Annotated in this window: 10 protein-coding genes; 5 read left to right on the forward strand and 5 right to left on the reverse strand. The window is 41.4% G+C overall.

What is annotated here, in order from left to right; genetic code table 11:
* Positions 1-46 precede the first annotated feature (46 nt).
* Together FLL46_RS01805 and FLL46_RS01810 are read right to left on the reverse strand one after the other, a co-directional pair.
* Entirely contained in the window at positions 47-3,412 is a 3,366-nt protein-coding gene (locus FLL46_RS01805; protein ID WP_142891706.1) for a methylmalonyl-CoA mutase family protein, read from the reverse strand.
* 512 nt (positions 3,413-3,924) lie between these two features.
* Positions 3,925-4,752 carry a hypothetical protein gene (locus FLL46_RS01810; RefSeq protein ID WP_142891707.1) on the reverse strand — a complete coding sequence of 276 codons (828 nt, stop codon included), beginning with the start codon at positions 4,750-4,752 and terminating at the stop codon, positions 3,925-3,927.
* A gap of 231 nt (positions 4,753-4,983) precedes the next feature.
* On the opposite strand from FLL46_RS01810, the gene FLL46_RS01815 reads away from it, so the two are divergent.
* Together FLL46_RS01815 and FLL46_RS01820 are read left to right on the forward strand one after the other, a co-directional pair.
* Positions 4,984-6,651: an ATP translocase gene (locus FLL46_RS01815; protein ID WP_142891708.1), complete on the forward strand. Its 1,668-nt coding sequence runs from the start codon at positions 4,984-4,986 to the stop codon at positions 6,649-6,651.
* Entirely contained in the window at positions 6,648-8,495 is a 1,848-nt protein-coding gene (locus FLL46_RS01820) for a metallophosphoesterase (protein ID WP_142891709.1), read from the forward strand. The genes FLL46_RS01815 and FLL46_RS01820 overlap by 4 nt, the downstream gene beginning before the upstream one ends.
* A 115-nt stretch (positions 8,496-8,610) precedes the next feature.
* On the opposite strand, the gene FLL46_RS01825 is transcribed toward FLL46_RS01820, so the two are convergent.
* From FLL46_RS01825 to FLL46_RS01835, 3 genes are all read right to left on the reverse strand, one after another.
* Positions 8,611-11,025: an ABC transporter permease gene (locus FLL46_RS01825; RefSeq protein ID WP_142891710.1), complete on the reverse strand. Its 2,415-nt coding sequence runs from the start codon at positions 11,023-11,025 to the stop codon at positions 8,611-8,613.
* Positions 11,019-11,762, reverse strand: coding sequence for an ABC transporter ATP-binding protein (locus tag FLL46_RS01830; RefSeq protein ID WP_142891711.1), 744 nt, complete (start codon positions 11,760-11,762; stop codon positions 11,019-11,021). The genes FLL46_RS01825 and FLL46_RS01830 overlap by 7 nt, the downstream gene beginning before the upstream one ends.
* A 128-nt stretch (positions 11,763-11,890) precedes the next feature.
* Positions 11,891-13,159 (reverse strand): efflux RND transporter periplasmic adaptor subunit, encoded by a 1,269-nt coding sequence (locus FLL46_RS01835; protein WP_142891712.1) that lies wholly within the window; start codon positions 13,157-13,159, stop codon positions 11,891-11,893.
* A gap of 329 nt (positions 13,160-13,488) precedes the next feature.
* Here FLL46_RS01835 and FLL46_RS01840 point away from each other — a divergent pair, with 329 nt between their 5' ends.
* The 3 genes from FLL46_RS01840 to FLL46_RS26890 all read left to right on the forward strand — a co-directional run bounded on the left by FLL46_RS01840 (position 13,489) and on the right by FLL46_RS26890 (position 18,025).
* Entirely contained in the window at positions 13,489-14,877 is a 1,389-nt protein-coding gene (locus FLL46_RS01840; protein ID WP_142891713.1) for a sigma-54-dependent transcriptional regulator, read from the forward strand.
* Positions 14,878-14,892: 15 nt separating this feature from the next.
* On the forward strand, positions 14,893-16,221 hold the full coding sequence (locus tag FLL46_RS01845; RefSeq protein ID WP_142891714.1) for a sensor histidine kinase: 1,329 nt from the start codon (positions 14,893-14,895) through the stop codon (positions 16,219-16,221).
* 1,453 nt (positions 16,222-17,674) lie between these two features.
* Positions 17,675-18,025 carry a hypothetical protein gene (locus tag FLL46_RS26890; protein WP_168204000.1) on the forward strand — a complete coding sequence of 117 codons (351 nt, stop codon included), beginning with the start codon at positions 17,675-17,677 and terminating at the stop codon, positions 18,023-18,025.
* Positions 18,026-18,490 lie beyond the last annotated feature (465 nt).

Below are 18,490 nucleotides of genomic sequence, written 5' to 3' on the forward strand. Positions count from 1 at the left end.
GTTGCGAAGGCTTTTTTTATCACTCAAAACTCAGGTGATTTAACGATTACATATTTCGCCGATATTGCCCGCCCACCTGATACAAGGTTTGAGAAATCTGGCCAAGTGAACAATATTTTGTCGCTTCCATCAATACCGCAAAAATATTGTGATTATGTAATGCTGCATCTTGCAGTGATTTGATTTGTTGGCTGATTTCGTCAGAGTATCCTTGGTGTAATCTTTCCAACATTTCAATCTGGTAAACGCGTTCTTCTTTGGTTGAGCGAATCACTTCGCCCGGAATTACTGTAGGAGAACCTTCAGAAGATAAGAAAGTATTAACGCCGATAATCGGATATTCTCCGGTGTGTTTCAGCATTTCATAATGCATCGACTCTTCTTGAATTTTGGAGCGTTGATACATGGTTTCCATTGCGCCCAACACGCCGCCACGTTCACTAATTCTCTCAAACTCCATCAAAATAGCTTCTTCTACCAGATCAGTTAACTCTTCGATGATAAATGAACCCTGTAATGGATTTTGATTTTTATTTAAACCAAGTTCACGATTGATGATTAACTGAATTGCCATTGCTCGACGAACTGACGCTTCGGTTGGTGTCGTTATCGCTTCGTCATAGGCATTAGTGTGCAACGAATTACAGTTATCGTAAATGGCGTACAGAGCTTGTAGCGTCGTGCGAATATCGTTGAAGTCAATTTCCTGTGCATGCAGAGAACGACCGGAAGTTTGAATATGATATTTAAGCATTTGCGCGCGAGCATTTGCCTTATATTTATACTTCATTGCTTTTGACCAAATACGACGAGCGACTCGACCAATAACCGCATATTCAGGATCGACACCATTAGAGAAGAAGAAACTGAAGTTAGGCGCAAACTTATTGATATCCATACCACGTGCCAGGTAATACTCGACGAAAGTAAAACCGTTGGCCAGCGTAAACGCAAGTTGAGAAATCGGGTTGGCGCCAGCTTCTGCAATATGATATCCGGAAATTGAAACTGAGTAGAAGTTTCGAACATTTTTCTCGATAAAATATTCTTGCACATCGCCCATTAAGCGCAGTGCAAACTCGGTTGAAAAAATACAGGTATTTTGTGCCTGGTCTTCTTTCAGAATATCGGCCTGGACCGTGCCGCGAACTTTCTGAATGGTGTCATACTTAATTGATTCGTAGACATCTTTTGGAAGAACTTGATCACCGGTAACGCCTAGCAGCATTAAACCTAATCCATCATTGCCTTCAGGTATTTCGCCTTGATAGGTTGGAATGGGCAGTTCTTTTTTTGTATAAATTTCTGCAATTTTGTTTTTGACTTTCTGCTCCAGTCCATTTTCTTTTATATAGACTTCACATTCTTGATCGATAGCGGCGTTCATGAAAAAGCCGACCAGAATTGGCGCAGGACCATTGATAGTCATTGAAACCGACGTGGTGGGTTTGGTTAATCTAAACCCTGAGTAAAGTTTTTTGGCGTCGTCTAAACAACAAATTGAAACACCTGAGTTACCAATTTTTCCATAAATGTCTGGACGGTAATCTGGATCATCACCATAAAGGGTTACCGAGTCGAAAGCGGTAGAAAGTCTGGCTGCGGGCATCCCTTTAGAAACATAATGAAATCTTCTGTTAGTGCGTTCAGGGCCGCCTTCACCGGCGAACATCCGAGTGGGATCTTCTCCTTCGCGCTTAAATGGAAACACGCCGGCGGTGAAAGGGAATTGACCTGGGTAGTTTTCTTGTAATTTCCACTTTAGACGGTCGCCCCAACCACTATATTTAGGTACAGAAATTTTGGGAATCGATTGATGCGAGAGCGATTTAGTATGGGTTTCTACTTTGATTTCTTTGTCGCGGACTTTATAAACAAATACATCATTTTGATATTGTTTTCTTTCTTCGTCCCAGTTATCTAATAACTTGCTATTTTCTCGATCAAGTTTTAATTCTGCTTTTTCCATAAGCGCTTCAACTGATGAGCGAAGCTCGTCATTATCTTCCAGCAACGCCATGGTTTCAGTCACACTTTGAACTTTTTGCGCGTGTGCGGCTTGCTCTTCAACCCATTCATCATAGCTGCGGTTATTCTCTGCAATTTCGGCAAGGTAACGATTGCGTTTTGGCGGGATAATAAATATTTTCTCCGACATTTCTTCGTTACTTTCGAAATTAGTTTGCAAATCGCCTTCGGTTTGTTGATTAACCAACAACATTAAGTTGCGATAAAGTTCGTTCGTTCCAGGGTCATTAAATTGTGAAGCAATAGTTCCATAGACAGGCATTAACTCGGTTGCTTCTTCAAAACGCATATGATTGCGTTGAAATTGTTTTTGAACATCACGCAACGCATCCAATGCACCGCGCTTGTCAAATTTGTTAATTGCAATAATGTTGGCAAAGTCGAGCATATCAATTTTTTCTAATTGCGTTGCTGCGCCATATTCAGGTGTCATTACATACATTGAAACATTGGAGTGTTCCTCAATCTCTGTATCTGACTGGCCAATTCCTGAAGTTTCAAGAATCACCAGGTCAAAACCAGCCGCTTTAACAATGTTAACCGCTTCTTGAATGTGCGGTGAAAGTGCCAGATTTGATTGCCTGGTGGCCAGAGAGCGCATGTAAACTCGTTGGTTGTTGATTGCATTCATTCGAATACGGTCACCAAGTAATGCGCCGCCTGTTTTTCGCTTGCTTGGGTCGACAGAAATAATGGCAATATTTTTGTCGTCAAAATCGAGTAGGAAGCGTCTTACTAACTCATCAACCAGAGAAGATTTTCCTGCACCACCAGTTCCGGTAATACCTAACACTGGTGTTTTTGAAGCTTTAGCTGCATTTCTGACAAGGTCTAGAATTTCACTATTTTCTTCCGGATAATTTTCTGCGGCAGAGATTAGTCGACCAATTTCACAGTGCTCATCAGTTTTCGGAATAGCATTACCGGCATTATTTCCCGTGGGAAAATCCGATTTTTCGATCAGGTCGTTGATCATTCCCTGAAGGCCTAATTCTCGACCATCGTCAGGCGAATAAACTCGGGCAACACCATGGGCGTGCAGTTCTTCAATTTCATCGGGGAGGATAACGCCACCGCCGCCGGCAAATACCCTGATATGACCACAACCTCGTTCATTTAATAAATCAACCATATACTTGAGATATTCTACGTGGCCGCCCTGGTAGGAAGTCATGGCAATTGCCTGAACATCTTCTTGAATTGCGCAATCAACGACTTCCTGGACGCTTCGGTTGTGTCCCAGGTGAATGACTTCGCATCCGCTTGCCTGAATAATACGGCGCATTATATTAATCGCTGCATCGTGACCATCAAAGAGGGAGGCAGCTGTAACGATACGGATCTTGTTCGTTGACTGATAAGGTTGTTGATTGATTTGCGACATGGCGTACCTTTTAATCAAAAATAAACTGATTGATTGAGCCAGTTGACTTAAATAGTCGACTCCAACTGAGATTGTCACGCTCGAAGGCTTTTGACTTTCTCTGGAAAATTGAGGCGCGAATTATAACAAAAACCAACCATTTTAGTGAAATGAGACCTTGAGGATTGACCAGTTTACCCTTACTTTTCCGGCTTATGGTTCCCGAAAATAGTTGGCTCGAAGGGTATTGTTTGAGAGCGAGACTGTGTGCGTGCTTATGTTCCGTAGCGTAAAGTAATCTTTTTTTTCGTTCGGTAAAATTCAATATGCGTTAGTTAAAAACGTGGCAATATTTCCAACAAAATCGCTGAAAAATTAAACACAATTCGTGTGTAGGGTTAATTTACGGTTAAAAATTCCTTCCTGCGATAATCAAATTCAGGCGGAATTTTCAAATCTTCAGTAAGATGCTTACCAAAGTTCCGCGAAAGTTAGAGATACTATCGACGGACTTCGGCAAGCCAATCGGTTAACTAATCAATGGAAAAAACGTAGTTGCCTAATTCACCCAGGTTGACTGTCTGATTCCCGGTTTCATTGGGAAAGAGCCGCCTGAAATTCTCTTTAATTGGTGCCAGGTCAAACTGCTTTTCGATTTCAACCATAGCTTCACAGTCATCCTGATTTTGATAACCAATAGTGTAGTTGGCTTGCGGTGGCGCTGATTCATTGAAGTCACTATCGACATATAAGCTGAATTCGTGAGTACCACAGCCACCGGCAACTTCAAAAAGGAGTGTCAAGGTATCATCTTCAATACTCTTGCTTTTGAGTTGATAAGGTTCCACCAGAATTGAAATCACCGCGAGATCAACTATTTGCGCCGGCTCAATATGAAAGGTTGCTAATTCATCAAGGCCGCCGCACTCGCCTGATAACGCAAACCAGGCGTTAGCAATATCGGCTTCGCAAACATTACCATAGGTTTTATATCGATCAGTGGGGCAAGGGGTTGTGACACATTGAACACCAGCTAATGGTTCTTTTCCGCACACCGGCTCATAACGGGTATCGCAGACACCTTCGCTACAAGTTAGTGCTAACTGTAAATCGAGGCCACAACTCTGCTGATTGGTTTTTAAAATCTCGAGATGGTACATTTTTTGCCCGTCAGGAAGTTTGATTACGATATTGCCATCGCGAGTAATTTCGTGGGTTGTATTTGAAATGCTTTCGCTGAGCAAAACTGGTTTAGTGATGCCAGTTGCCTTAACGGTAATTGATTTATTGGAATCTGAATTACTATCAAATTTGCAGCCCGTCAAAGCAATCATTAATAAAATACCGGGGAAATATTTCATTGATTAGTCCTTGTGTTGATTGTGTAAGCTAATTTTATTCCCAGTCAGTTTTTGATGCTGTTAAGCGATTATCCGATGCTGTTAAGTTACTGCAGTGTTTTGTTAATAATTGTAGGAAGTGTGCGGTCGTACCACTGGCAGGACGGCTTAAATTACGCTTAGTTGCTGATAATGTTGTATAATTTCGAAAAGATCGAACCTCTAATAACGAACAATTAAGGAAATTTGCCTATGCAAGCTGAAGCCTCTCAAAGCCATAGTTGGTGGGAACGCTTGCTTAACCTCATTAGCGTTGTTAAGCCTGGAGAGGGAAAGAGTTGTATTTTACTAACGCTCAATGCCTGTATTCTAATGTCTGCGTACTACCTGCTTAAGGTGATTCGCGAACCTTTAATATTGGCATACGGCGGTGCTGAGTATAAAAGTTACGCCACTGCAATTCAGGCGGGACTGTTGATTTTTATAGTGCCATTGTTTTCGGTGCTGTTTCATCATTTTGCCGAAAATAAAAATCGTAGCATTATCATTAGTAATGTATTGGCATTTTTTATTTTAAACCTGGTGATGTTCGCCGCGTTGCAATACTTGCAAATCAATGTCGGCATGGTGTTTTACATTTGGTTAGGAATTTTTAGCGTGATGGTTGTTGCGCAGTTTTGGGCCTTCGCTGCGGATTTGTACAATGTAAGGAGCGGTCAGCGGTTGTTTGTTATTTTAGCCGTTGGCGCAACATTTGGTGCCTGGTTAGGTTCTCGAGTTGCCGGACCAATATTCCCTCATGTTGGTATTGTCGGCATTATGATGTTGGCAGTTGCGTTGTTATTAATCTCTGTTTTTCTTACTCGTCAAACTGATGGGACTATTCCAGAAGCTTCTGCTAATGAAGAGCCGGTCCACCACGAGGATGATAGTCATCGATGGTTAGATGGTTTTTTAGTCGTTTTCAAAAATAATTATTTGTTAATGATAGCGACATTTGTTGTCGTTCTGGTTTTTATCAATTCTACTGGTGAATACATATTGGCTCACCTGGTCAACGAGCATACAAAAGAACTAGTGGCGTCTGGAGAGATAACCGATGTTGAAGCCTGGCAAGGGCAATTTTATTCGACTTATTATTCCTGGATTACTTTAGGAAGCTTTATTTTACAATTGTTTTTCGTGTCTAGAATTTTCAAGTGGGTTGGTTTGCGTGGCGCGATACTGGTTTTGCCGATTATTATGCTAATTGGCTACGGACTAATGCTTTTTATTCCAATATTTTCTTTTATCCGCATTGCAATGATCGCCGAAAATAGTGCCAATTATTCGGTACAAAACACCACTCGCCATGCACTATTTTTACCGGTGCCTAGAAAATTAAAGTACTTGGGAAAAACCACTATAGAAACCTTTTTCTATCGTTTTGGCGACTTGTTATACGGCGCATTTATTTTTGTTGGCATCGAGTATTTTCAGCTTGGCGTGTCCGGTTTTATTTTAAGCAATTTTATCCTGGCGGCATGCCTGTTTACGCTAGCATGGAAAGTCGGCCACAATAATTTACTTGAAGTTCAGAAAACGCAAGGAAATTCTCCACCTCAGGTGATGGCGATGATTCCTCATTTGCAGATGCCGTCAGGAAGTATGTCAAAATTTAGTATTAGCGAATGTACTTTTGTTGATCCGGATATTGGCGACGCGCTTAAATTTCATGCCCGAAGAGTATCAGGTCAACCTCTGCCTAAATGGATAAAGTTTGACCGAATGACTCGAACATTTACTTTTAACCCACCGGTAGGGCATGAAGGCGAGTTGAATATTGAAGTGATTGCATCCGACTTTGAAGGGCTTACGGCCAGCAGTAAAATAAAAGTGACTTTTGTTCATGCACATCTTTTGGAAGGAACAGATCAATGATGAAAAAAATAATAAGAATTGTCTTCGTTATTTCCAGCCTTGCTTGTAGTGTTTGGGTAAGTGCTGACAACCAGGTTAGTTTTGAAACTGAGTCTCCGATTTATGTGGTTGGAGATATCCACGGTGCCTACACTGAAATTCATGCAACACTGAGGCAGCTAAAATTAATTGATGAGCAAGATAAGTGGATTGGCGGCTCTGCTCACTTTGTTAGCTTGGGTGATCTCATGGACCGGGGGCCGGCGACGCGAAAAGTGATCGATTTATTTATGCGCCTTCAAGTTGAGGCCATAGCGGCAGGTGGTCGGTTTCATATTGTGGCAGGAAATCACGAAGTGATGAATTTAATCGGCGACCTTCGTTATGTTTCAGACGAGGAAATTGATGAATTTGCGGCTGATGAAACCGATGAAATTCGGCAAGCGGCATACCAAAAATATTTGAAAGTGAATCGTCATACTGATAATGAAAAAACGAAAGCAGAATTTGATCAACAATATAGAAAAGGATTTTTTGCGCAACAGTTAGCTTATCAACCAACGAGTCATTATGGAAAGTGGCTAATGGAACTACCTTATGTCATAAAAATTAACGAACAGATTTTCGCCCACGGTGGATTATCAAAAAATGTTAATGGCAAATCATTGGAAGAACTTAACGAAGAATTAAAAGAGACACTGTCTGATTATCTAAAAAGTTGGTTGTCACTAAACAAAGGCCAGCGGTTAGCATTTTATCCGCCTTATAAACAAAGGGATCACTTTGTTAAACCGTTAAAAAACTCTCGCGGAAAAAAAGCTTATACCAAATCGAAAAAGAAGTTACTGCTGTCGAAAAATAGTCCTACCTGGTATCGAGGTAACGCAATTTGTCACCCTTATTTTGAGTCAGATAATCTCAAGCGTACACTCAAGCAATGGGATGCGACACGGTTGTGGGTTGGTCATACAACCAGTCAACAGCGTAAACCGCTTGATCGGCTTGACGGTCAGCTGATTATTTTAGATACAGGCATGCTAAAACCTTATTATAAAGGTGAGCCTTGGGCGGCTAAAATCGATGAAAATAACGAAGTTACATTTATTAATGGGTTAACCGGCGAAACAGCCTCATCGATAACTGCTCCCAATCGCGAGTGGGCAAATCCATACGATATGAGTGATAGTCAGGTTGAAGAGTTTTTGACGACCGCGAAAATGACTCACAAAAAAGGAACTAAAGAAGGCATTACCAAACCTTTCAAAGTAACCCTTGAAAAAGAAGGGAAAGTGATCAAAGGGATTTTTAAATATAAAGACTCTTACCCCGATATTGAGAAAGGGGGGTGGAATAAAGGGAAAGATAAAGCAGATCGATATCAATATGAAGTTGCGGCTTATAAACTTGACAGAATGCTAGGAATTGGGCTCGTGCCTGTAACAGTAGAGCGGACAATCGAAGGTCGAAAAGGGGCTTTACAATTATGGGTTGATGGTTTGATTTCTGATCTAGTGATGAATGAAGAGAAAATTTATTATAACGGATATTGCAATCCTCACGACCAAGTGAACTTAATGGATTCATTCGATTATTTAATTATGAATACTGATCGTAACCAATCAAATATCATGTATCAGAGGGACGATTGGCAGATCGTTTTTATTGACCACTCGAAAAGTTTTGGTACCAGTGTAAAGCGCCCCAAAATACTCAAGCGAGCCAAGATCATTTTGACCGATAAATTTAAATCTGCACTCGAAGAATTAACTTATGAACAGCTACAAACCCTCAAACCGTGGCTTCACACCAAGCAAATTCGAATGCTTTGGAAGCGCAGAAACAAAATGCTTAAAGGAAAGTTTTAGCAGGCTTTCTAATGGTTAGTAATTGGCTTGAGATAGCCAGTTCACAGTTAAAAATTGTTGACCTTTGAGAATAGCCTTCAAAGGTCAACAAGGTTTTAAACTTTACCCTCTGGAATTATTCACACCTTAAAACAAAAGCCGGCCGAACACTGGCAGTGTGCAAGGCGATCGTCAGCACGGTTAACCAGGTTATTACCGATACCACTAGTCCAGCAAGCAAATAGACCGGTAGTGATTGTTCTATACGCTCGTTAAACTGACTTAGCCAATCATTGAGCAGGTAAAACGTAAAAGGAAATGCAAAAAGCAAACTGATACCAACCAATAAAATTGATTCTTTGGCGAGCAAGCTTACTAGCGTCAACCGAGATGCCCCCAGCACTTTTCTGATCGCGACTTCTTGACTTCGACGTTGTGCACTATACGCAGCCAGACCGAACATACCGATGCAGGTAAGAAATACTGCAAGACCAGAAAAAATCGCGACAGTTTTTGCTAAGCGTTTATCTTCATAATATAAAGCAAAATAGTTCGCCTCTACTACCTGTATTTCAACGGGGTCAATATGCAGTTGTTTACGCATTAACTCGCGAACTTCGTTGTGAAGGGTGATCGAGTCTTGGTCAGAAACTTGCAGGAGAATGGAGTAGACACTGGACCATGATAGACCGCAACCAAGAATCGCGGGGGTGTAAGATTCTTTCACAGAGCCTACTTTTATATCTTTAAATACACCAACAATTAATGCGTTGATTTGGTGATAGCGCCCCGCCGAAAACTGCCATGTTTTGCCGATAGCTTCATCTGCGTTAGCATATCCCACGGTAGATAAGGCCGATTCAGGGATCATGATTGACATTGTTTTTGTTTCTTTGTTAAACCAGTCTGAAGTAAATTCTTTCGAGAAGTCTCTACCCGCTACTAATTGTAGGCCAATTGTTTCCGCTGCGTTGTAACCAGTACCACCATAACCAATTCCATCAGAGAAAGGCTTTTCACCTGATACGGAGACATTGTATATTCCAGCGTAGAAACTTTTAGTTAATTCAAAGTCTATTGGCGTTGCTGACTTTACTCCGCTTATTTTGGTAAGCGCCTGGAAAAAGCTATCATTCTCCTGAGCATAAATTTTTTCGTGTGGTGCATCAATCACTTGTAACCGACTGCTTTTTTCATAGTTGACCGGCAGGTTTTGCAAATGGTCGAATTGCAAATAGAGGTTAACTGCGGCAATGATAAGACCAACAGACAAGCCGGACTGAAAGACCATAGAGCATTTCCTGACAAACACCGCGGTTTTTCCCCGTTCAAGATCGCCGCTAATGACTCGTTTTAAACTAAATGAAGACATGAATAGTGCGGGATAAATTCCTGAAATTAATCCTATCAGTAAAGTAACAAACATAACGGGAACGATAATCGAAGACCAGTTGCCAATCGTTAGTTCACGACCCACCAACTGATTAAATGCAGGTAAAATAAGCTCGACGATACTAGCGGCAATGAGCGCAGAAAATAATGCGAAAATAACAGATTCTCCGAGAAACTGTAGCACCAGTTTTAAACGTCCAGCACCAAGTACTTTGCGGATGCCAACCTCTTTTGCTCGACGCCCGCCTTGAGCAATACTCATATTGATGTAGTTAAAGCTAGAGATTAACAATAATAAAATACTCAGCATAATGGTGATCGAAACTGTATTGGCAGAACCACCAACTTTCATATCGTGTTTGATATTTGGGGCGAGATGAATATCTAATAACGGTTGTAGATAAAATTGTAGTTGGTTGATATCCCAACCCCAAATGTCTGCAAAAATCCGACTAGTGGCATCGCTAATTATTTTGATATCGGCGTTTTCGCTGAGCCTGACATAGGTATAAGAATGGCTACCAATAACGTCGATGTAAGGCGTTGCAGCGATTAAAGAGTTAATCGAGAAGTGGCTGTTGTCAGGCAAATCAGAGAATACTGCGACAACAGTCCAGGTGTCATTCGAATTTTTAACTGGTAGCGTTTCGCCAATAATATCGGTAGTGCCGAATAATCGAATGGCCTCTGATTCTGATAACGCTAATCTATCAGGATGAGTTAAGGCCTCTGTTAGATTTCCTCGAAGGGTGTTAATTGAAATAAAGTCTTTAATATTTTCCGTCGCGGCGAAGTTTTTCTCGAGTTTAAAGTACTGGTCGTCTATTTTTACTCTATTTTCTATTAGCCATAAAGTTCTAACCAGTTGAAAAACATCTTCTACACCACTAAGCTTTTTTAGATGCTGGGTTGCCCTGGGAGTTGAAAGGGGATAATCATTTCCCGTAGGAAGGTGATGTTGGATCAATCGGTAAGTTTGTTTCGCATTGGGTTGAAACTCGTCATAAGCGTTTTCGTTAATCGCATATAATGCTATCAACAAAGAAGCCGCCATACCAATTGACAACCCTAAAATAGTTAATACGAAATTGATTTTATCCCGCTTACTTGAACGAAATGCAGTCAGGAGGTAGTTAACAAATAAGCCATCTTTTAACATGTTAACGTCTCCTCGCGAGTCTGCTCTTGATCTCGTTCGAAGTTATTCGATTCGTTAACCTGTGTTTCCGCTTTGTCTGATATTACCTGACCGTCAAACAGTCGAATGGTGCGGCTGCCGTATTGAGCATCGGCTTCTGAGTGGGTTACCATAACGATGGTAGTTCCTTCATTATTAAGCTGACGCAACATTTGCATTATCTCTTCGCCATTTTTTGAGTCAAGATTACCTGTCGGTTCATCGGCAAGAATTATTTTTGGGTTGATAACTAATGCGCGAGCAACAGAAACCCGCTGTTGTTGCCCGCCAGATAAATGCTGTGGTAAATGATCGGCCCTATGATCCAAACCAACTCTAGTGAGAATTTCTCGTGTTCTTTGTTTTCGTTCTGCGCGACGAATGCCTTGATATTGCAACGTCAACTCAACATTTTCGAAGACAGTTAAGTCGTCAATAAGGTTAAAACTTTGAAATACAAAACCGATGTTTTCTTTCCTGATATCTGCCAACCGCTTTTCACTGAAACCGCTGATATTTTGATTACAGAAAAAGTAATCTCCAGCGCTAACTGAGTCGAGCATTCCCAGAATTGATAGTAATGTTGATTTGCCGCAACCTGAGGCTCCCATAATCATCAAAAATTCACCTTCATCAACTTTCAGGTTGATTTCATTTAGGGCGGTTGTTTCAATGTCTTGTGTGCGAAAAATTCGGCTAACTTTATTGAGTTTTATCATTTTATTTAATTTTCCTGAGCGAACTAAAATGGTATCAAAATAATGGGCAAATCAATAAGGTTTTATTGGACATCACGAGGTTATTTTAATCGTAGATAATCCGTGTTATTGATTGCAAATTTTGATGACTAATTAATCGTTAATGTTTCTGCTTTGTCGAAAGCGCTGTAACTTGAGGTAATAATGTGCTCGCCAATTCCAAGACCGCTCAACACTTGATAATACTGTTGGTTTTTCTTGCCCAGTTTTATCGAGCGTTTCGTTGCCATTGAACCATCGGCGTCTAGCACATAAGCCCAATTTCCGCCACTGCTGTTGATAAAGCTGCCTCGTGAAATAAGTAGAGATTGTTTGCTGGTTGTGTCCAGAGTAATTTCAAGATCAAGACTCTGACCTCGTTTAACTTTATGATCCTGCGCTTTATCCAGTATCGGGAAATTAACCTCGATGGTAAATTGACCGTTAATGACCCGACTATCGATTTTGTCGATTTGTGCGTCTATTGTTGTGTCGCTAATTTTTATTTTAACCGGCATTCCAACATTGGCCTGGTTTAAATAATACTCATCCAATGATGCAAGCAATTTATATTCGTCGGGCAAGTCAATTTGTCCGAGTCGCGCGCCGGCATTTTTCGACTCGCCGGTGACAACGTTTAATTCGCTTAATGTTCCTGATACCGGGGCTCGAACTAACAAGCTCGCCAAGTTTTTGCGAGCGAAAGCCAAATTGTTTTGCAGCATTTCTGCACTATCTTTCAATTGCGCAAGTTGTATTTTTCTTAGCTTATCTTCTTGTTGTTGGCGTTCCAGATTGAGTGCTTTACGTTGCTGATAGTAATGCAAATCTTGTTGTAGCATTGCCAGTTCATCTTTAGCGAAAAAGTTTTTTGCCGCTAGCTGAGCCACTTTCTTTATTTTTCGGTTTAAGTGAGCAATCTGGTTTTCATTTTCAATCAACTCTCGACGTAGGTTGAGTCGGTTGGTTTCTGCTAGCATTTGAGTGTTGCGCAGGAAATTCAGTTGTTCCGAAATTTGCGCTTCGCGACTAATAACATCGAGTTGTAGTGAAGCGTTAGACAACCTGATCAATGGCTGGCCTTTTTCAACATAGCTTCCTTGCTCGACCAACCTTTCTTCGACTCTGCCACCAGAAACAGAATCCAGATAGATACTCGTTTTGGGGGTAACCGTGCCGCGGACATTGAGCGTGTCTTCAAAGCGTCCTTGTATGACCTCGCTGACGGTAATATTGGCAGCGTTTATTTTTTGAGTCTGTCCCGAGGCTATACCTTCCCTCATTGAATAGGCAGTCATAATTAGTACAAAGGCTATCGTTGTTCCGATAGCTAACTTTAGACGTCTCTTCTTACTCGCACCTTCAATTCTTTTATCCACTTTTTCCCCTAATAGGTTAGTCAATTGCATTTGAATGTTATAGAGCAGCTTTTGTGCCAACAAATAAAAGCCAATTAAAACAATGAGATAGGCGTTTTCTGGTGTGTCGACTGATAGAACCGTTAGATAGACTGTCCATTTATAGAATAGCGAAGTGTCCAAATATGGACATATGTTAGAAAATTGGTACACTGAATCTTTCGGTGGTGAGTACTTTGCTAAAGGTTGTTCAATCAGGTTATCGGGCTAATTGAATTTGTTAGTGCGATGAATCGGGATTTGACTAGAAATTATTGTAAAAACAAGATGAAGGTTAATCGGGTAAATTGATGAAGCAGAACGGGTGTATATTAGTTGTCGATGACAATCAGGATATTCTGACGTCGAGTCGGTTGTTGTTAAAACAGCATTACCAAACGGTTAAAACTCTGAGTGATCCAGAAAAAATGATTCCACTGTTGAAGCAAAGTCAATTTAATGTCGTTTTGCTGGACATGAATTTTACTCGTGATGCGATTAGCGGTCGAGAAGGTTTTTACTGGCTGGAAAAAATTCTTACTGTCGACCCAACAATTGTCGTAGTTATGATGACTGCTTATACTGAAATTAAGCTGGTGGTTGAAGCGATTAAAGCAGGGGCTTCAGATTTTATTGCCAAACCTTGCCCTAACGAACAATTGTTGGCCTCAATTGCTGCCGCACTTAAAATCTCTGAATCAAAACAAAAACTCAAGCAACTGAGTCGGCAAACTCAAGGTTTAAATCAAGTATTAAACGATAGCCAACAACCATTTCTCGGCGAAAGTCCTGCTATGCAAAAAGTTTTTACCATGATTGAAAAAGTCGCTGAAACAGACGCGAGTGTATTGATTTTGGGAGAGAGCGGCACCGGTAAAGAATTGACGGCGCGAGCGCTTCACCAAGCTAGCCCACGCGCTGGTGGTGCTTTTATCAGTTTAGATATGGGAACCATTAGCGAAAATCTATTTGAAAGTGAATTATTCGGTCACAAAAAAGGCGCGTTCACTGACGCAAAAACTGACCGGGTAGGGCGCTTTGAACTGGCGAAAGGCGGTAGTTTATTTTTGGATGAATTGGGTAATTTACCGATTAAACAACAGGTTAAGTTATTGGCCGCGCTGCAAAACCAGGAAATTACTCCGGTGGGTGAAAATAAGCCGATCAAAACTGATATAAGATTAATCTGTGCGACTAATGACAATTTACACCAGGCGGCAATTGAAGGACGCTTTCGGCAGGATTTATTATTTCGAGTCAATACAGTGGAAATTCACTTACCACCGCTACGTGAACGTCTGGAAGATATTCCTCTTTTAGCCAATTATTATTTGCAGCATTTTTGTCGAAAATACCGGCGTGAAGTTAGCATACCTGATTCAGAAATGCGTAAGTTGAAGCACTATTCCTGGCCTGGCAATGTGCGAGAACTGTCACATGTCATTGAAAGGGCGGTGATATTAAATGATGGTAACCATCTACAAATTACCTCATTGCAAGATGCAAACGCTGCTGAACCATCTGGACAATATTCGTCAACTGTTGAGCCTGGTGAGCAAAATTTTAATTTGAGCCAGGTTGAAGAGTTAACCATTCAAAACGCATTGGCTTATTATGAAGGAAACGTGAGTAAAGTCGCTAAAGCAACCGGCTTAACCCGAGGCGCCTTATACCGACGTTTGGAAAAGTACGGTCTTTAAAAGTATGGTCTTTAAATGACAACTCTGAAAGAAAATTTGAATTTTATAAGTTGGTTATTGGCGTTTTCGATATTGCTGACGATTACAATTATTGTTGTCAACGCAGAAAACCTGATCGCTGTCACTTTATCTTTGGTTTTAATCACTGGGTTGGTGGCTGTTCGGTTAACACAAGTTTATGTTAATAGTAATAAACGTCTGAAACGATTGCTTAAAGCACTCGCTAATGACGACCCCACTCTTGGGTTTTCAAAAGATGATCCTTTGGTCAAGGAGTTCAACCTGGTGCGGCACCGAATTCACCAATCTCGCACAGAACTTGAAGTTCAGCATCAGTTTTTGGAAATGCTGTTAATTCATCTTGATTCTGGTGTGTTGGTCCTTGACGAAAATAATCACTTGCTACACAAAAACCCGGCACTTGATCGCTTGCTCGGAATTTTGCCCCAAGATATTAAAGATGTAGCATGGGGACAACTTGGTCTATTTATTCAGGATTCTACTCAAAGTAGCCGCAATGTTTTACCCTGGAAAAGTGGTGAACATAACGACACGCTCTCGGTAAGAATTAGCTGCTCTAATATTCAGGGTAAACGTGTCAAAATTGTTAATGTCCAGTCGATTTATCAAGCATTGCAAGCAAAAGAACAGCAAGCCTATAAACAACTCACCCGGGTGCTTACCCACGAGATAGCCAATTCGATCATGCCGCTGGCTTCGTTAGCACAAACCTGTAAAGCGTTGATACCTGACGATACTCAATTTGATGACAGGGAAAATAAAGAAGATTTAGATCTGGCACTAGATACCATTGCGAACAGGGCAAGTCAGCTAGATAAATTTATCAAGCAATTTTCCAGGGCAACCCGATTACCCTTGCCCACATTGCAGCGCGTGGAAATAAGAAAACTGGTAGAGCAAGTTTTGGCGCTACATAAGCAAGCGTTGAGCGAGTTGTCCATTAAAGTTGATGTAGATGCTAACTTGTCAGAATATTGGGTAATGGCTGATAAAGCTCAATTGGAACAGCTATTAGTTAACCTGGTAAAAAACAGCATGGAAGCCTTGAAAACTGTCTCACTAAAACAACTTAAAATTTTTCTGTATTATAATGCTCAAAGCCAACTTATCATTGAAATTCAAGATTCTGGTATCGGCATTGAACCCCATGTTGTTGAACAGATTTTTATTCCATTTTTTACAACTAAACAAGAAGGTTCAGGAATAGGATTAAGCCTTTCAAAACAAATCATGGTGAACCATGGCGGCGATCTAATTTATGTTGATAATTTAAACCGTGACAATCGGCTGAACGGTGCATGTTTCCGAGTGGTTTTTGGATAGCTGTGGCCCTTCCATTTGAGCGAGTGTCAATTTTTTGATAAAACATTTTTTCAAGAATCCGTGTTGTATTAATCGCGTCACGAATTTTCTAATTTGTAATTCAGTATTTTTTTAAATCAATTACTCCGGCCCCTTTGAGCGAATTTATTTCTCGAAGACTACCTGCCATTTTTTTGAACAAACTAGAAGACTATTCTGAAAAGAAAGTAGATATATCTCGATACAGAGCAGCTGACTAAACCTTAAACAGAGGACCTGTGTTATGTGAGAGTTTGGCCATAAGCTGAGTGTCTGATTTTTTTGTTTATAAACTTTTTGGTTATCGATTTTCGATATATTGGCAAACACAAAATTTTCACATTAATCATCCTAAATTAAATGCGCTGGATAATTCATCCACAGCATTTTTAACATAGCGTTATTAAATAGATGACCTTTATTTAAATGCTGTTGATTGGATTAGTAATCTTATATGACAAAGAAAAAACGATACAAATATTGAAAACGAACAAACTGCATACCAAAAGGGGCTGCTTTGTGAAAATTAAATACCTGACATCATTAGTTCAGTTAACTGAAAAAAAATTCTCAACGAAATATGATCAAAATTATCTGCGTAAATCGCGAGTATTGTTGGGCGCCGTGATAATTATTATCTCGTCGACCCTGTCCGTGGTTGCTAACGCGGCTAGCGTGAGTGCCTCTACCAACGTGAGTGCGAATGGTAACTACAGCATCAGCTATAGCGCGGCAAGTGTTAGCATGGGTTCCAATACCCTGCAGGAAAAAATTAACAGTGGCGATTGGAATGCCATTGCCAACAATGTGACCAGTGGTACAAAATCCTATACTGGCAAGCCGCAAGGGACCTACTATTACCGTGTAAAAACATACAAGTGTTCGATTTCCGGAGGGGGAGGAGGTCCCGGTGGAGGCGGCTACAATTGTACAACGTCTTACTCGAATTCTGCGACCGTTAAAGTCCTCACAAAACCCGGTAATGTTTCGTCAATTAACATTTCAACGACAAGTGCTGCACAAGGTAAATATAGGATCAGTTGGGGAACTGCTTCAGGCACCGTGAGCAAGTATCGCTTGCAGCGTGAAACCTACGGTGCAGGTAACTGGTCGACACTTCAGGAATCCTCGAGTCGTTCTCGTGATGACACCCTGAGTGATGGTCAATATCGCTATCGCGTTTACGCATGCAACAACGCAGGTTGCAGAAGTTCACCAAAAACAAGTAGTGCAGTAACAGTAAAGCGCACACCGGGAACACCACAGCACATCTCTCGCCTCACCATTAATGCTGACACCGGCACCTACAAAATTACTTGGAGCGCGGCCTCCGGTACCGTCGAATGGTATGAGCTATTCCGCAAAACAGGCAGTGGAAGTTATGCCTTTGCGCATAAGGTGACCTCTTCTCGATCAAAACAAGTGTCACCGCCTGATGGCTCCCACACTTATTATGTCCGCGCCTGTAACATCAACGACTGCGGTGGCAAAAAGTACGGCACTGTATTTACCGTATTGCGTAAGCCCGGCAAGCCGAGTTCTATCCAAACCAGTGCCGTCAATGCGGATGCTGGTGTGTACAAAACTCAATGGGGAAGTGCTAGTGGTAGTGTTTCTTACTACAAGCTCGAAAGACAAAAAGAAAACAATAGCTGGCAAAATGTTACGCCGATTTCAGGTCAAAGCAATCAAGAAACACTGGGCAATGGCAGCTACCGCTATCAAGTCAGTGCCTGTAACAACAGAGGATGTAGTCTGGCACAAGTCGGTAGTTACTTTACGGTGATCCATACCCCGGCAGCGCCTGGCAATATTTCACTAGCAAGCACCAGCACTACCGGTAACTTCTCACTGTCGTGGCCATCATCAAGTGGCGCCGTAAGTTATGAACTCTACGAAGATTCGCCCACCAGCGACTGGACCAAAGTACAAGACGGCACGGGCCGATCCTTTTCAGTCACCGCAGCAACCAACGGCCAATACAGTTATAAAGTGCGTGCCTGTGTGCCTCAAAAATGCGGTGCGTTCAGTAATGTCGCAAGTATTAATGTTAACCTGCCTAACCCACGTGCGCCGATATTGGCTGTGCCGGAGAAAAGCCTTAAATCCGAATTCAAAATATTCTGGAACGATGCGGTCCTGCCATATGCCAATGCCTACGACGGTATTTGGTACAGCGTGTACGAAAAGTACAACGACGGTTCGTGGACGCCTGTTGGTGATGGCAAAGACTTAAAAACACTCACACTGA

This window comes from Aliikangiella coralliicola, assembly GCF_007004725.1.
In the GTDB taxonomy this organism is placed as follows: Bacteria; Pseudomonadota; Gammaproteobacteria; order Enterobacterales; family Kangiellaceae; genus Aliikangiella; species Aliikangiella coralliicola.

Bases quoted from the DNA above. Each gene is read 5' to 3' on its own strand.
- FLL46_RS01805 (WP_142891706.1), bottom strand. From the start codon at position 3,412: ATGTCGCAAATCAATCAACAACCTTATCAGTCAACGAACAAGATCCGT.
- FLL46_RS01810 (WP_142891707.1), bottom strand. From the start codon at position 4,752: ATGAAATATTTCCCCGGTATTTTATTAATGATTGCTTTGACGGGCTGC.
- FLL46_RS01815 (WP_142891708.1), top strand. From the start codon at position 4,984: ATGCAAGCTGAAGCCTCTCAAAGCCATAGTTGGTGGGAACGCTTGCTT.
- FLL46_RS01820 (WP_142891709.1), top strand. From the start codon at position 6,648: ATGATGAAAAAAATAATAAGAATTGTCTTCGTTATTTCCAGCCTTGCT.
- FLL46_RS01825 (WP_142891710.1), bottom strand. From the start codon at position 11,025: ATGTTAAAAGATGGCTTATTTGTTAACTACCTCCTGACTGCATTTCGT.
- FLL46_RS01830 (WP_142891711.1), bottom strand. From the start codon at position 11,762: ATGATAAAACTCAATAAAGTTAGCCGAATTTTTCGCACACAAGACATT.
- FLL46_RS01840 (WP_142891713.1), top strand. From the start codon at position 13,489: ATGAAGCAGAACGGGTGTATATTAGTTGTCGATGACAATCAGGATATT.
- FLL46_RS01845 (WP_142891714.1), top strand. From the start codon at position 14,893: ATGACAACTCTGAAAGAAAATTTGAATTTTATAAGTTGGTTATTGGCG.
- FLL46_RS26890 (WP_168204000.1), top strand. From the start codon at position 17,675: ATGGCTCCCACACTTATTATGTCCGCGCCTGTAACATCAACGACTGCG.